Below are 14373 nucleotides of genomic sequence, written 5' to 3'. Positions count from 1 at the left end.
ATGACCCAGGCCCAGACCCGTGCTGAGCTGCCCCGCCCCGAGTACCCCCGACCGCAGATGGTCCGCGACCGCTGGCTCTGCCTGAACGGCGAGTGGGAGTTCGAGGTCGACTCCGGCGACTCCGGTCTGGAGCGCGGTCTGCGCACCCGGCCGCTGACCGACCGGATCACCGTGCCGTTCGCCCCGGAGTCCGAGCTGTCCGGGATCGGGAACACCGACTTCCTCACCGCCGTCTGGTACCGCCGGGTGGTGGACGTGCCCGCGGAGTGGGCCGGCTCGGAGGTGCTGCTGCACCTGGGCGCGGTCGACCAGGACACCACCGTGTGGGTCGACGACGTCGAGGTCGTGCGCCACCGCGGCGGCCAGACCCCGATCACCGCCCGGCTGGGCGAGGTCGCCGGCCGCAGCATCACCCTCGTGGTCCGCGCCCGCGACCCCAAGGACGGCCCGCAGGCCCGCGGCAAGCAGTCGGTCGCCTTCCACAACCGCAGCTGCCACTACACCCGGGTCACCGGGATCTGGCAGACGGTCTGGCTGGAGCCGGTCGGCGCCACCCACCTGCGCCGCCCGCGGATCACCCCGCAGCTGGCCTCCTCCCGCTTCGACCTGGTGCTGCCGCTGTCCCGCAACACCCCCGGCACCCGGGTGGTGGCGGTGCTGTCCGACGCCGACGGCGAGGTCGCCCGCGCCGAGGTGGCCGCCGACCTCGACCTCGCGCCGTCCCTGCAGCTGGTGGTGCCCGAGGACCGCCGTCGGCCCTGGTCGACCACCGACCCGCACCTGTACGACCTCGAGCTCACCCTCCTCGGCGCCGACGGCCAGGAGCTGGACCGGGTCCGCAGCTACGCCGGCCTGCGCTCGGTCGCCGTGGACGGGAACGCGGTCCTCATCAACGGCGAGCACGTCTTCCAGCGGCTGGTGCTCGACCAGGGCTGGTGGCCGGACGGACTGCTCACCGCGCCCAGCGACCAGGCCCTGGTCGACGACATCCGGCTCTCGATGGAGGCCGGCTTCAACGGCGCCCGGCTGCACCAGAAGGTGTTCGAGGAGCGCTTCCTGCACCACGCCGACCGGATGGGCTACCTGGTCTGGGGCGAGTTCGCCGACTGGGGCGCCGGCGGCCACGGCCCCCGGGAGGACCACCAGCAGCCCACCGCGAGCTTCGTCACCCAGTGGCTGGAGGCGCTCGAGCGCGACCACAACCACCCGGCGATCATCGGCTGGTGTCCGCTGAACGAGACCTGGCAGCCGCTGCACGACCGGATCACCCAGCTCGACGACGTCACCCGGGCGATGTTCCTGGCGACCAAGCTGGCTGACCCGTCCCGTCCGGTGCTGGACGCCTCGGGCTACTCCCACCGGGTGCTGGAGACCGACGTCTGGGACAGCCACAACTACGAGCAGGACCCGGCCGCCTTCGCCGAGCAGGTGGGCGGGCTGGCCCGGGGCGAGGCCTACACCAACGAGCACGACGGGGACGCCATCTCCCAGGCCTACGCCGGCCAGCCGTACTTCGTCAGCGAGTTCGGCGGCATCTGGTGGAACGCCGAGGCCGCGGCCGCCTCGGGGGAGAACCGCACCGAGTCGTGGGGCTACGGCCAGCGCGTCGCCGACGTCGAGGAGTTCTACAGCCGCTTCGCCGGGCTGGTGGACGCCCTGCTCGACGACGCCAACATGTTCGGCTACTGCTACACGCAGCTGACCGACACCTTCCAGGAGCAGAACGGCGTCTACGACTTCGACCGCCGGCCGAAGTTCGACATCGAGCGGGTGCGGGCCATCCAGACCCGCCGGGCGGCCTACGAGGGGCGCTGACCCGGCTCGACCCGACGTGGGGGATGCGTGCGCCGGACCAGCGCGCGCATCCCCTCCAGGGTGTCCGGCACCAGCCCGGCGGCCCGGGCCTGCACCAGCACGTTGCCCAGGGCGGTGGCCTCCACCGGGCCGGCCAGCACCGGCAGCCCGGAGCGGTCGGCGATGCCGCGGGCCAGCAGGTCGTTGAGCGCCCCGCCACCGACCAGGTGCACCACCCCGACCCGGCGGCCGGCGAGCCGACCCGCGGTGGCGACGGCGTCGGCCATCGCCTGGGCCAGGCTGGCCACGACCGTCGCCACCCAGGCGGCCGTCCCCGACGGCACCGGACGGTCGTGCTCGGCGAGCCAGCGGGTGATCCGCGGGGTCATCGGGCCGGGGGCGAGGAAGACCGGGTCGTCGACGTCGAACAGGGCGGCCACGTCGGTGCCGGCGGCGGCCCGGAGCAGCTCGGGCAGGTCGACCGTCGTGCCGTCGGCCTCCCACTCCCGGACGGTCTGGGAGAGCACCCACAGCCCCATCACGTTGTGCAGGAACCGGATCCGCCCGTCCACGCCCAGCTCGTTGGTGAACCCGGCCTCGCGGGCCCCGTCGCTGACCACCGGACGGTCCAGCTCGAGTCCGACCAGGCCCCAGGTGCCGCAGGAGACGTAGGCGGCGTCCGGCTGCTCCATCGGCACCCCGACCACGGCCGAGGCGGTGTCGTGGGAGCCGACGGCGACGAGGTCGGTGCCGGCCGGAAGCCCGGTGCGCTCGGCCAACGCGGCCGACAGCGTGCCGGTGACGGTGCCCGGCGCCACCAGCGGCGGCAGGACGGCCGGGTCCAGCCCGAGCCGCTCGGCCAGGGCGGTGTTCCAGACCGGGTCGGCGTCCAGGGTCAGCAGCCCGGTGGTGGAGGCGTTGGTCAGCTCCGCACGCGGCTCGGCACCCAGCCAGCAGGCCAGCAGGTCGGGCAGCAGCAGCACCTGGTCGGCGACGTCGAGCAGACCGTCGCGCTGCTCGGCGACCAGCTGGTAGAGGGTGGTGAAGGGCAGGAACTGCAGCCCGTTCTGCCGGTACAGCTCGGCGAACGGCACCCGCTCGTGCACCGCGTCCACCGCGGCGGCGGTGCGCCCGTCGCGGTAGTGCACCGGCTGGGCGAGCAGCCGCCCGCGGCGCAGCAGCCCGTAGTCGACGGCCCAGGAGTCCACGCCGATGCTCAGCGGCTCCAGCCCGCGGCGGCCGGCGACCTCCAGCCCGGTGAGCACGCCGCGGTAGAGCGCGAGCAGGTCGGTGCGCAGCCCCTCGGGGGTCGGCACCGCCTCGTTGGGGAAGCGGTGCAGCACCTCCAGGTCGAGCCGGTCCGGCCCGACGGTGGAGGCGACGACCCGTCCGCTGGTGGCGCCCAGGTCGACCGCGAGAACCGTCCCGCTGCCGTGCACCAGCGGAGGCCCGTCGGCGGCAGCCGGCATCATCGGAGAAACGCCGCGGCCACCCCGGCGTCGACGGGCACGTGCAGACCGGTGGTGTGGGAGAAGTCGGAGGTGCACAGCGCGAACGCGGCGTTGGCCACGTGCTCGGGCAGCACCTCGCGCTTGAGGATGGTGCGCTGGGCGTAGAACTTGCCCAGGTCCTGCTCCTCGATGCCGTAGGTCTTGGCCCGGTTGGCACCCCAGCCGGAGGCGAAGATGCCCGAACCGCGGACCACGCCGTCGGGGTTGATCCCGTTGACCCGCACCCCGTGCTCGCCGAGCTCGGCGGCCAGCAGCCGCACCTGGTGGGCCTGGTCGGCCTTGGTCGCGGAGTAGGCGATGTTGTTCGGGCCCGCGAAGACGGAGTTCTTGGAGGAGATGTAGAGGATGTCGCCGCCCATCTGCTGGTCGATGAGCACCCGGGCGGTGGCCTTGGAGACCAGGAAGGAGCCCTTGGCCATCACGTCGTGCTGGAGGTCCCAGTCGGCGGCGGTGGTCTCCAGCAGCGGCTTGGACAGCGACAGCCCCGCGTTGTTGACCACCAGGTCGACACCGCCGAAGGCCAGCACCGCCGCGTCCACCGCCGCCTGGACGGCGTCCTCGTCCGAGACGTCGACGGCCACCCCGACCGCGACGTCGGCACCCTTGGTGCCGGCGATCTCCGCGGCGGCCGCCTCGGCCTTCTCCAGGGAGAGGTCGGCGACGACGACGCAGGCGCCCTCGGCGGCCATCCGGGTGGCGATGGCCTTGCCGATGCCGGAGGCGGCGCCGGTGACGAGGGCGACCCGGGTGGCCAGCGGCTTCGGCTTCGGCATCCGCTGCAGCTTGGCCTCCTCCAGCGCCCAGTACTCGATCCGGAACTTCTCCGACTCCTCGATCGGGGTGTAGGTCGACAGCCCCTCCGCGCCGCGCATGACGTTGATGGCGTTGACGTAGAACTCACCGGCCACCCGCGCGGTCTGCTTGTCCTTGCCGTAGCTGAACATGCCCACGCCGGGCACCAGCACGATCAGCGGGTCGGCGCCGCGGATGGCGGGGGAGTCGGCGTCGGCGTGCCGGTCGTAGTAGGCCTGGTAGTCGGCGCGGTACTCGGTGTGCAGCTGCCGCAGCCGCTCGCGCACCTGCTCCAGCGGGGCGTCGGCGGGCAGGTCGAGCACCATCGGCTTGACCTTGGTGCGCAGGAAGTGGTCGGGGCAGGACGTCCCCAGGGCGGCCAGCCGCGGGTGCTCGGCCCGGGCCAGGAACTCCAGCACGACGTCGGAGTCGGTGTAGTGGCCGACCATCGGGCGGTCGGTGGAGGCGAGCCCGCGGATCAGCGGGGCGGTCGCGGCGGCGCGGGCGTGCCGCTCGGCCTCGGGCAGCGCGCCGTAGCCGTCCAGCTCCGGGCCGAACGGCTCGGCCTTCGAGTGCTGCTCGATGTACCCGGTGGCGGTGGCGATGATCTCCAGCGAGTGCGCCTCGGCCTCCTCCGAGGTGTCGCCCCAGGCGGTGATGCCGTGCCCGCCGAGGATGCAGCCGATCGCCTCGGGGTTGGCCCGCTTGATCTCGGCGATGTCGAGACCGAGCTGGAAGCCCGGACGTCGCCACGGCACCCACACCACCCGGCCGCCGAAGATGCGCTCGGTGAGCTGCTCGCCGTCGGCGGCGGTGGCGATCGCGATCCCGGCGTCGGGGTGCAGGTGGTCGACGTGGGCGGCGTCGACCAGGCCGTGCATCGCGGTGTCGATGGACGGTGCCGCCCCGCCCTTGCCGTGCAGGCAGTAGTCGAAGGCAGCGACCATCTCGTCCTCGCGCTCCACACCGGGGTAGACGTCGGCCAGGGCACGCAGCCGGTCCAGCCGGAGCACCGCAAGGCCCGGCTCGGTCAGCGTGCCGAGGTCGCCGCCGGAGCCCTTGACCCAGAGCAGCTCGACGTCGGCGCCGGTCACCGGGTCGGGGGCGGTGCCCTTGGCCGAGGTGTTTCCGCCGGCGTAGTTGGTGTTGCGCGGGTCGGACCCGAGCCGGTTCGACCGCTCGATCAGGCTGCTCACGGGGTTGGTCATGGTGTCCTCGTCAGGTGGTGGGTCGGTGTGGTCAGGCGCCCCAGCCGGCCTGCTGGCCGCCGACGCGCTCGGCCTCGATCTGCTGCTGGTAGCCCGACTCGGCGTAGGCGCGCATCGGGTCGGCGGGCAGCCCGCGGGACTCCCGCCACCGGGCCAGCTCGGGCCGGACGTCGGTCCAGAAGGCGTCCATCAGGATGCCGTTGGCGCCCAGCACGTCACCGGCGGCCTGGGCCTCGGCGAGCGCGTCGGTGTCGACCAGCAGGGCCTTGGCGGTCATCTCCTGGACGTTGAGCACCGAGCGGATCTGACCGGGGATCTTGAGCTCGACGTTGTGGCACTGGTCGAGCATGAACGCCACCCCGGAGGCCGGGTCCATCGCGCCGCCGCGAATCACCTCGACGAGGATCCGGAACAGCTGGAACGGGTCGGCCGCACCGACGATGAGGTCGTCGTCGGCGTAGAAGCGGGAGTTGAAGTCGAACGAGCCCAGCCGGCCGACCCGCAGCAGCTGCATGACGATGAACTCGATGTTGGTGCCGGGGGCGTGGTGGCCGGTGTCCAGGCAGACCATCGCGCGCTCGCCGAGCGCGGTCACCTGCACCAGCGAGGTGCCCCAGTCCGGCACGTCGGTGTGGTAGAAGGCCGGCTCGAAGAACTTGTACTCCAGCACCAGCCGCTGCTCCGGGCCGAGCCGGTCGTAGATCGTGGCCAGGCTCTCGGCCAGCCGGTCCTGGCGGCCGCGCAGGTCGCCCTGGCCGGGGTAGTTCGTGCCGTCGGCGAGCCAGATCTTGAGGTCGCGCGAGCCGGTGGCGTCCATCACGTCGATGCAGGCCAGGTGGTGGTCGACCGCCTGCTGCCGGACGGCCGGGTCGACGTGGGTCAGGCTGCCGAACTTGTAGACGTCGTCCTGGAAGGTGTTGGAGTTGATGGTGCCCAGCGCGACGCCGTGGTCCTCGGCGTGGCGGCGCAGGGCGGTGTAGTCGTCGACGTGGTCCCACGGGATGTGCAGCGCGACGGTCGGGGCCAGCCCGGTGAAGCGGTGCACGGTGGCGGCGTCGGCGATCTTCTCCTGCACCGTGCGCGGCGTGCCGGGAGTGCCGAAGACCTTGAAGCGGGTGCCCGAGTTCCCGAACGCCCAGGAGGGCAGCTCGATCGCCTGGCTGGCGAGGGCGGGTTCGATCTGGTGGAAGGACGGCAACGGTGGCTCCTCACAGGTGGTACGAACGGGCCGACGGTAGCATGAAACGATTCAAGGTCACCAGGGTCAGACGTTCCGCTGAGGAGGTCAGCCGATGACCACCCGGGTGCCCTCGACGGTCACCGGCGTCTCGGGCAGCGGCTGCTCCGCCGGGCCCTGGAGCACCGAGCCGTCGGTGCCGGAGAACACCGAGCCGTGGCAGAAGCAGGTGATCTGGTCGTCGGCCACCTCGCTGACCGCGCAGCCCTGGTGGGTGCACACCTTGGAGAACGCCCGGAACTCGCCCTCGGTGGGCTGGGTGACGACGTAGTCCGCGTCCTCCAGCACCACCCCGCCGCCGACCGGGACGCTGGCCGCGTCGATCCCCGGCGGGCCGCCGGTGGAGGTGGTCGGCGACGGCTGCTCCTGCCCGGAGCAGCCGGCCAGCGCGCCGCCGCCGAGGGCCAGTGCGGCGAGGCCACCACCGCGGAGCAGTCCCCGGCGGTCGGTCCGCAGCCCGGGGGTCTCGACGCTCGGCATGGTCCTCCTCGGGTCGGCCGTCCGGACGGGCCGAGGGTGGTCAACCCTGGGACGGCGGGGGTGTCGGTGCGCCCTCATAGAGTGGCAGACGTGGCAGATCCGGCGACCTACCGCCCCGCACCGGGGTCCATCCCCCTCGACCCCGGGGTGTACCGGTTCAGCGACGCCACCGGCCGGGTCATCTACGTCGGCAAGGCCAAGAGCCTGCGCTCCCGGCTGAACTCCTACTTCGCCGACCCGGCCTCCCTGCACTCGCGCACCCAGACCATGGTGCGCACCGCTGCCCGGGTGGACTGGACGGTGGTGCAGACCGAGGTCGAGGCGCTGCAGCTGGAGTACGCCTGGATCCAGGAGTTCGACCCGCGGTTCAACGTCAAGTACCGCGACGACAAGTCCTACCCGTGGCTGGCGGTCACCTGGTCGGAGGAGTTCCCGCGGGTCTTCGTCGGCCGCGGCCCCAAGCGCAAGGGCACCCGCTACTTCGGCCCGTACTCCCACGCCTGGGCGATCCGCGAGACCGTCGACCTGCTGCTGCGGGCGTTCCCGATGCGCTCCTGCACCAGCGGGGTGTTCAAGCGCGCCCAGCAGAGCGGGCGGCCCTGCCTGCTCGGCTACATCGACAAGTGCTCCGCCCCCTGCGTCGGCCGGGTGGACGCCGAGGAGCACCGCGAGATCGTCGCCGACTTCTGCACCTTCGTCTCCGGGCAGTCCGGTCCGCTGCTGCGCCGGCTGGAGCGGGAGATGAAGAAGGCCTCGGAGGCGATGGAGTACGAGCGGGCGGCCCGGTTGCGCGACGACATCGGGGCGCTGCGCCGGGCGATGGAGAAGAACGCCATCGTCTTCGCCGACGGCACCGACGCCGACGTCATCGCCCTCGCGGAGGACCCGCTGGAGGTCGCGATCCAGGTCTTCCACGTCCGCGGCGGCCGGGTCCGCGGCGAGCGCGGCTGGGTCGCGGACCGGATGGACGACTCCAGCACCGGCGAGCTGATCCAGACCTTCCTCGTCCAGCTCTACGCCGGCGACGAGACCCGCGTCGACGAGGGCTCGCCGGTGCCCCGGGAGGTGCTGGTGCCCGAGCTGCCCAGCGACCCGACGGTGACGGAGTGGCTGCGGCAGCGCCGGGGCAGCGGGGTCAGCCTGCGGGTGCCGCAGCGCGGTGACAAGCGCACCCTGATGGAGACGGTCACCAAGAACGCCGAGGAGGCCCTGGTCCGGCACAAGACCAGGCGGGCCAGCGACCTGTCCACCCGCAACCGGGCCCTGGAGGAGATCCAGGCCGCGCTCGACCTGCCCGAGGTGCCGCTGCGGATCGAGTGCTTCGACGTCTCCAACCTGCAGGGCAGCGAGGTGGTCGCCTCGATGGTGGTCTTCGAGGACGGGCTGGCCCGCAAGAGCGAGTACCGCCGCTTCGTCATCCGCGGCGTCGAGGGCCAGAACGACGTCGCCTCCATGCACGAGGTCATCACCCGCCGGTTCCGCCGGCTGCTGGAGGAGCGGGCCGAGCTCACCGACCCCGACGACCCGGACGGGCCGCTGCTGGTCGACCCGACCACCGGGGCGCCGCGCAAGTTCGCCTACACCCCCGGCCTGGTGGTGGTCGACGGCGGGCCGCCGCAGGTGGCCGCGGCCGAGCAGGCGCTGGCCGAGCTGGGGATCACCGACATCGCGCTGTGCGGGCTGGCCAAGCGGCTGGAGGAGGTCTGGCTGCCGGGGGAGGACTTCCCCGTCATCCTGCCCCGCACCAGCGAGGGGCTGTACCTGCTGCAGCGGATCCGCGACGAGGCGCACCGCTTCGCCATCACCCACCACCGCGGCCGGCGGAGCAGGACGATGCTCGAGTCGGCGCTGGACCAGGTGTCGGGGCTGGGTGAGATCCGGCGCAAGGCGCTGGTCGGGCACTTCGGGTCGATGAAGAAGCTGCGCGCCGCCACCCCGGAGGAGATCTCCCAGGTGCCGGGCATCGGGCCGCGGCTGGCGGAGAGCATCGCCACCGCGCTGGCCGACCGGCCGCCGGCCGAGGCCGTCAACACCGCCACCGGCGAGGTGCTCGACTAGCGCCGTCGGACGCCGGGACCGCGGCTAGGCCAGGGCCAGCCGGTACCCGCGCCGGACCACGGTCTGGATGAGGTCGCGCCCGGCCACCTCCCGCACCCTCGCCACGGCCACCTCGGCGGTGTGCGGGTCGCTGGAGTCCCCGGGCAGCACCCGCAGCAGCTGCTCACGGGAGACCACCCCGCCGGAGGCGTCGGCCAGCTCGCGCAGCACCGCCAGCCCGGTGGGGGAGACGGGCAGCACGTGACCGTCCAGCAGGGCCACGGTGCGACGCACCTGCAACGCGCCGGCCCGGGTGACGACGGCGGTGCTGGCCGCCTCCTCGAAGTGGTGGACGAGGGTGCGCACGAGAGCGCCGAGCCGGCCGCGCTCGGGCACCAGCGGGTCGATGCCGCGGTCCTGCAGCGGGCGGGCGGTCACCGGGCCGACGGCGGCGGCGGCCAGCCGGCCGGCGACGCACTCGGCGACCACCTCGTCCAGCACACCGACCCGCTCGGCCGCCTCGAGCCAGGCAGCCGCACCGGGGGCGGAGGTGAAGACGACGGCGTCCAGCTCACCGGCCGCGGCGGCGCGCACCGACTGCTCGACCTTCTGCGGGTCCGGCGGCGGCCCCCAGCGGTAGACGACCAGGCTGCGCACCTGCGCGCCGGCGGCGGCCAGCTCGAGATCCAGCCCGTCCGCGCCGGCGCCGTGGTGCTGCACCGCGATCGTGGTGCCGGCCACGCCCTCGTCCAGCAGCAGCTCGAGGATCTCCGCCGACGTCTCCGACTCGGCCACCCAGTCCGCCTGCAGGCCGGCGGCCTGGATCGCGCCGCGGGCCTTCGGGCCGCGGGCGATGATCCGCGCCGAGCCGAGCGTCTGCACCAGCTCGTCGGCGAGCCCGACGGCGTCGGCGGCCTCGATCCAGCCGCGCAGGCCGATGCCGGTGGTCACCACCAGCACCTCGGGCGGGTCGGCCAGCAGCGCGCGGGTGTCGGCGACCAGCTGCTCGTCCTCCTGGTGCGGGACGATGGTGAGCGCCGGCGCGTGCCGCACCACCGCGCCGCGGCGGGTCAGCGCGCCGGCCAGCTCACCGGAGCGGCGGTCGGCGGTCACCAGCACCACGCACCCGGCCATCACCTGGTCCAGTCCTGGGCTCATACCTCATTCTCTCCGCACGCGACGGGCTCCCCGCCGGTCAGGGCCGCCACCACGGCGCCGACCACCACCACGGCGGGGGGCCGCAGCCCCTGTTCCCGGACGGCGCGCACCAGCCCGCTCAGGGGGGCGCGGACCGCGCGTTCCTGCGGGGTGGTGCCGCGTTCGACCACCGCCGCCGGCGTGCCCGGGTCGGCCCCGCCGGCCAGCAGGTCGGCGACGTGCTGGTCGAGGTTCGCCATGCCCATCAGCACCACCAGGGTGGCCGCGCCGTCCCGCACCGCCGCCACCGCCGCCTCGCTGAGCCGGCCGTGGCCGTGCTCCACCCAGACGCCGCGGCTCAACCCGCGGTGGGTGACCGGCACCCCGGCGAGGGCCGGCACCGCCAGCGCGCTGCTCACCCCGGGCACCACCTCGACGTCCACACCGGCCTCCACGCAGGCCAGCCACTCCTCCCCGCCGCGGCCGAAGAGGAACGGGTCGCCGCCCTTGAGCCGCACCACCGTCCGGCCGAGCGCGGCCTGGTCGACCAGCACCCGGTTGATCTCGCCCTGGCTGACCGGGTGGTGCCCCGGGGTCTTGCCGACGTCGACCACCTCCACCCCGGCGGGCAGCCGGCGCAGCAGCGTGCTCGGGCCGAGCCGGTCGGCGACCACCACATCGGCCCGTTCCAGCCAGCGCATCCCGCGGACGGTGATGAGGTCCTCCGCGCCCGGTCCGCCGCCGACCAGCACCACCCGGCCGCGGCAGCGGCGGGCCGGCGGGCGCTCGGCCGGCACGGGCGGGCGCACCGTCAGCAGCCGGCGGCGCTCCGCGGCGGCGGTCAGCCGGCTGTCCTCGACGGCGCTGCCGGTGGCGACGGCCAGCAGCCAGCAGGCGTCGAGGTCGTCCTCCGCGGCGTCGCGGGGCACCCAGCGCAGGCGTCCCTCCGCGGCCGGCTCGGTGACGTCCTCGCAGGCCTCGCGGGCCAGCACGGTCACCTCGGCGCCACGGTCGAGCAGGTCGAGGGCCAGCGCGGCCGCCCGCGGCCCGCCGCCGGCCACCAGCACCGGACGTCCGGCCAGCTGCAGCTCCACGGTCAGGGCCTCGGGTCGAGCCCGACGAGGACGACCCCCTCGCGGACCTCCACCGGCCAGGTCCGCAGGTGCCGGGGCTCCGCGCCCTGGGCGTCCAGGCATTCCCCGGTGACGAGGTCGAACACCTGCTTGTACATCGGGCTGGCCAGCGTCAGCCGCTCGCCGCGGGTGCCGACCAGCCCGCGCGACATCACGTTGGCCCCCGAGTAGGGGTCGCGCTGCTGGACGACGTGGACCCGGTCGTCGACGGTGCGGAACAGGGCCACCTGCTGGCCGGCGACCAGCGCGGCCACCCCCCGCTCGGGCTGCAGGTCGGCCAGCCGGCAGACCTGCACCAGCGCGGTGCCGTGCGGCGCAGCCGCTCCCTGCTGCGAACGCGCGCTGAGGACCTCGGGTGCGGTGCCGGTGCTCATCGGGAGACCTCCTCGACGTCGGTGCTGCGGGATGCCGCCGGGGCGGCCAGACCGGCCGCGACGAGGCCGGGGTCGGAGCGCCGGGGCAGGTCGGGCCCGGCGATGAGGACGGCGCCCGAGGCCCGCTCGCCCGGGGCGGCGGGACGGATCTGGCCGCGCTCGGCCACGTACTGCAGCGAGTCGTCCACCTCCTCGGGGGCGTTGATGAAGGAGGTGAAGCGCCGGAGCTGGTCGGGGTCGGCGAGCACCGCCGCCCACTCGTCGGCGTAGCCGTCCACGTGGGCGGCCATCGCCTGCTCCAGGTCGGCACCGATCCCCAGCGAGTCCTCGCAGACCACCGCGCGGACGGTGTCCAGCCCGCCCTCGAGGTCGTCCAGCCAGGGCGCGGTGCGCTGCAGCCGGTCGGCGGTGCGCACGTAGTACATGAGGAACCGGTCGATGTAGCGGACCAGGGTCTCGGTGTCGAGGTCGGTGGCCAGTAGCTGGGCGTGCCGGGGCGTGGCCCCGCCGTTGCCGCACACGTAGAGGCCCCAGCCCTGATCGGTGGCGATCACGCCGACGTCCTTGCCGCGGGCCTCCGCGCACTCCCGGGCGCAGCCCGAGACGCCCATCTTCAGCTTGTGCGGGGAGCGCAGCCCGCGGTAGCGCAGCTCCAGCATCACCGCCAGGCCGACCGAGTCCTGCACCCCGTAGCGGCACCAGGTGGAGCCGACGCAGGACTTCACCGTGCGCAGCGACTTGCCGTAGGCGTGCCCGGACTCGAAGCCGGCGTCGACCAGCCGCCGCCAGACCGCCGGCAGCTGCTCCAGCCGGACGCCGAACAGGTCGATCCGCTGCCCGCCGGTGATCTTGGTGTAGAGCCCGAAGTCGCGGGCGACCTCGCCGATGGCGATCAGCCCCTCCGGGGTCACCTCGCCGCCGGGGATCCGCGGCACCACGGAGTAGGAGCCGTCCTTCTGCAGGTTGGCCAGCACGTGGTCGTTGGTGTCCTGCAGCGCCGCCTGCTCCCCGGCCAGGATGTGGCCGTTGCCGAGGGAGGCCAGCACGGAGGCCACCACCGGCTTGCAGATGTCGCAGCCGCGGCCGCGGCCGTGCCGGGCGATGACCTCGCTGAAGGTGGTGAGCCGGGTCAGCCGGACCACCTCGAACAGCTCGGCGCGGGAGAGCTCGAAGTGCTCGCAGAGCGCCTTGCTGACCGTGACGCCGGACTTCTCCAGCTCGGTCGTCATCAGCTTCTTGGCCACCGGCAGGCAGGAGCCGCAGCTGGTGCCCGCCTTCGTGCAGCCCTTGAGCGCGGCGAGGTCGCAGGCGCCGTCGGCCACCGCGCAGCGGATGGTGCCGGCGGTGACGTTGTTGCACGAGCAGACCACCGCCTCGTCGGGCAGCTCCAGCGCCCCCGCGCCGGCGGCGCCCTCGGGCACCAGCAGCGCGGCCGGGTCGACGCCGAGCCGGCGTCCGACCAGCGGGCGCAGCGAGGCGTAGGCGCTGGCGTCGCCGACGAGGATGCCGCCGAGCAGCACCTCGGCGTCGTCGGACAGCACCAGCTTCTTGTACACCGCGGCGCTGGGGTCGGCGTAGACCACCTCCAGCGCGCCGGGGGTGGTGGCGAAGGCGTCGCCGAAGGAGGCGACGTCGACGCCGAGCAGCTTGAGCTTGGTGGACAGGTCGGCCCCGCCGAAGCTGGCCTCCCCGCCGAGCAGCCGGTCGGCCAGGATCTCGGCCATGGTGTAGCCCGGCGCGACCAGCCCCAGGGTGGAGCCCTGGATGCAGGCCACCTCGCCGATCGCCGAGACGTGCGGGTCCTCGCTGCGGCAGCGGTCGTCGACCACCAGACCGCCGCGGGGGCCGACGGGCAGCCCGGCCGCGCGGGCCAGCTCGTCGCGGGCCCGGATGCCCGCGGCCACCACGACGACGTCGACGTCGATGCCGGTCTCGTCGGTGAAGGTCATCGCGCCCACCCGGCCCTCGGCGTCGGGGAGGATCGCGGTGGTGCCGGTGCTCGTGCGCACGTCGATGCCCATGCCGGTGACGATCCGCCCGAGCGCCTGGCCGCCGCCCTCGTCGAGCTGGACCGCCATCATCCGCGGCGCGAACTCGACCACGGTGCTGTGGGCGCCCATCGACTGGCAGGCGCCGGCGGCCTCGAGCCCGAGCAGCCCGCCCCCGATCACCGCAGCCCGCACCTGGCGTCCGCAGCGCCGTCCGGCCTCCTCGACCCACCGCTGCAGCGCGGCGACGTCGTCGAGGGTGCGGTAGACGAAGACGCCGGGCAGGTCGGCGCCGGGGATCGGCGGGACGAAGGCGCTGGACCCGGTGGCCAGCACCAGCTCGTCGTAGCCGTGCACCTCACCGGTGTCGGTGGTGACGGCGCGGGCGGCCCGGTCGAGGCCGACCACCCGCCGGCCGGTGAGCAGACGGACCCGCGGGTCCTGCCACAGCGCCGGGTCGCCGAGCGCCAGCTCGTCGGCACCGCGGCCGGAGAAGAAGGAGGTGAGGGCGACCCGGTCGTAGGGCGGGTGCGCCTCCTCACCGAGCACGGTGACGGCGAAGGCGCCCGTGGTGTCGCGCTGGAGCAGCGCCTCGACGAAGCGGGAGGCGACCATGCCGGCGCCGACGACCACCACGCGGGTGGCGTCGGAGGACGGGGTGTGAGCTGCGGCTTCGAGCATG

At 74.0% G+C, this 14373-nt stretch carries 10 protein-coding genes; 2 read left to right on the top strand and 8 right to left on the bottom strand.

Annotated elements, in window-relative coordinates:
• The gene (locus tag DT076_RS03895; protein ID WP_114125352.1) at positions 1-1815 is read left to right on the top strand and encodes a glycoside hydrolase family 2 protein; all 1815 of its coding nucleotides are present in this window, start codon (positions 1-3) and stop codon (positions 1813-1815) included.
• Here the strand turns inward: DT076_RS03895 and DT076_RS03890 are convergent.
• The 4 genes from DT076_RS03890 to DT076_RS03875 form a co-directional block, all read right to left on the bottom strand.
• The gene (locus DT076_RS03890) at positions 1800-3266 is read right to left on the bottom strand and encodes a rhamnulokinase (protein WP_233493621.1); all 1467 of its coding nucleotides are present in this window, start codon (positions 3264-3266) and stop codon (positions 1800-1802) included. The two genes, DT076_RS03895 and DT076_RS03890, sit on opposite strands and share 16 nt — an antisense overlap.
• Entirely contained in the window at positions 3263-5305 is a 2043-nt protein-coding gene (locus tag DT076_RS03885; protein WP_114125350.1) for a bifunctional aldolase/short-chain dehydrogenase, read from the bottom strand. Before DT076_RS03885 ends, DT076_RS03890 begins: the two co-directional genes overlap by 4 nt.
• A gap of 31 nt (positions 5306-5336) precedes the next feature.
• A complete protein-coding gene (gene rhaI / locus DT076_RS03880) occupies positions 5337-6503 on the bottom strand; it encodes an L-rhamnose isomerase (protein WP_199538945.1) in 1167 nt (388 codons plus the stop codon).
• A gap of 87 nt (positions 6504-6590) precedes the next feature.
• Positions 6591-7022: a QcrA and Rieske domain-containing protein gene (locus tag DT076_RS03875; RefSeq protein ID WP_114125349.1), complete on the bottom strand. Its 432-nt coding sequence runs from the start codon at positions 7020-7022 to the stop codon at positions 6591-6593.
• A gap of 90 nt (positions 7023-7112) precedes the next feature.
• Here DT076_RS03875 and uvrC point away from each other — a divergent pair, with 90 nt between their 5' ends.
• On the top strand, positions 7113-9080 hold the full coding sequence (gene uvrC, locus DT076_RS03870; protein ID WP_114125348.1) for an excinuclease ABC subunit UvrC: 1968 nt from the start codon (positions 7113-7115) through the stop codon (positions 9078-9080).
• Between the two features lie 24 nt (positions 9081-9104).
• On the opposite strand, the gene DT076_RS03865 is transcribed toward uvrC, so the two are convergent.
• The 4 genes from DT076_RS03865 to nirB are packed head-to-tail and all read right to left on the bottom strand — an operon-like array spanning position 9105 to position 14372.
• Positions 9105-10217: a uroporphyrinogen-III synthase gene (locus tag DT076_RS03865; protein WP_233493620.1), complete on the bottom strand. Its 1113-nt coding sequence runs from the start codon at positions 10215-10217 to the stop codon at positions 9105-9107.
• A complete protein-coding gene (gene cobA, locus DT076_RS03860) occupies positions 10214-11290 on the bottom strand; it encodes a uroporphyrinogen-III C-methyltransferase (protein ID WP_199538944.1) in 1077 nt (358 codons plus the stop codon). The genes DT076_RS03865 and cobA overlap by 4 nt, the downstream gene beginning before the upstream one ends.
• 2 nt (positions 11291-11292) lie before the next feature.
• The gene (gene nirD / locus DT076_RS03855; RefSeq protein WP_114125346.1) at positions 11293-11703 is read right to left on the bottom strand and encodes a nitrite reductase small subunit NirD; all 411 of its coding nucleotides are present in this window, start codon (positions 11701-11703) and stop codon (positions 11293-11295) included.
• Positions 11700-14372, bottom strand: a complete 2673-nt coding sequence (gene nirB / locus DT076_RS03850; protein ID WP_114125345.1) for a nitrite reductase large subunit NirB — start codon at positions 14370-14372, stop codon at positions 11700-11702. The genes nirD and nirB overlap by 4 nt, the downstream gene beginning before the upstream one ends.
• Position 14373 lies beyond the last annotated feature (1 nt).

Source organism: Desertihabitans brevis (genome assembly GCF_003327535.1).
GTDB lineage: Bacteria > Actinomycetota > Actinomycetes > Propionibacteriales > Propionibacteriaceae > Desertihabitans > Desertihabitans brevis.
Note: the sequence above shows the minus strand (reverse complement) of the source record. Positions and strands in the feature narration are given on the sequence as shown.

Coding starts and splice junctions, on each gene's coding strand:
- DT076_RS03895 (WP_114125352.1), top strand. CDS start 1: ATGACCCAGGCCCAGACCCGTGCTGAGCTGCCCCGCCCCGAGTACCCC.
- nirB (WP_114125345.1), bottom strand. CDS start 14,372: ATGCTCGAAGCCGCAGCTCACACCCCGTCCTCCGACGCCACCCGCGTG.
- DT076_RS03875 (WP_114125349.1), bottom strand. CDS start 7,022: ATGCCGAGCGTCGAGACCCCCGGGCTGCGGACCGACCGCCGGGGACTG.
- DT076_RS03885 (WP_114125350.1), bottom strand. CDS start 5,305: ATGACCAACCCCGTGAGCAGCCTGATCGAGCGGTCGAACCGGCTCGGG.
- DT076_RS03890 (WP_233493621.1), bottom strand. CDS start 3,266: ATGATGCCGGCTGCCGCCGACGGGCCTCCGCTGGTGCACGGCAGCGGG.
- nirD (WP_114125346.1), bottom strand. CDS start 11,703: ATGAGCACCGGCACCGCACCCGAGGTCCTCAGCGCGCGTTCGCAGCAG.
- DT076_RS03865 (WP_233493620.1), bottom strand. CDS start 10,217: ATGAGCCCAGGACTGGACCAGGTGATGGCCGGGTGCGTGGTGCTGGTG.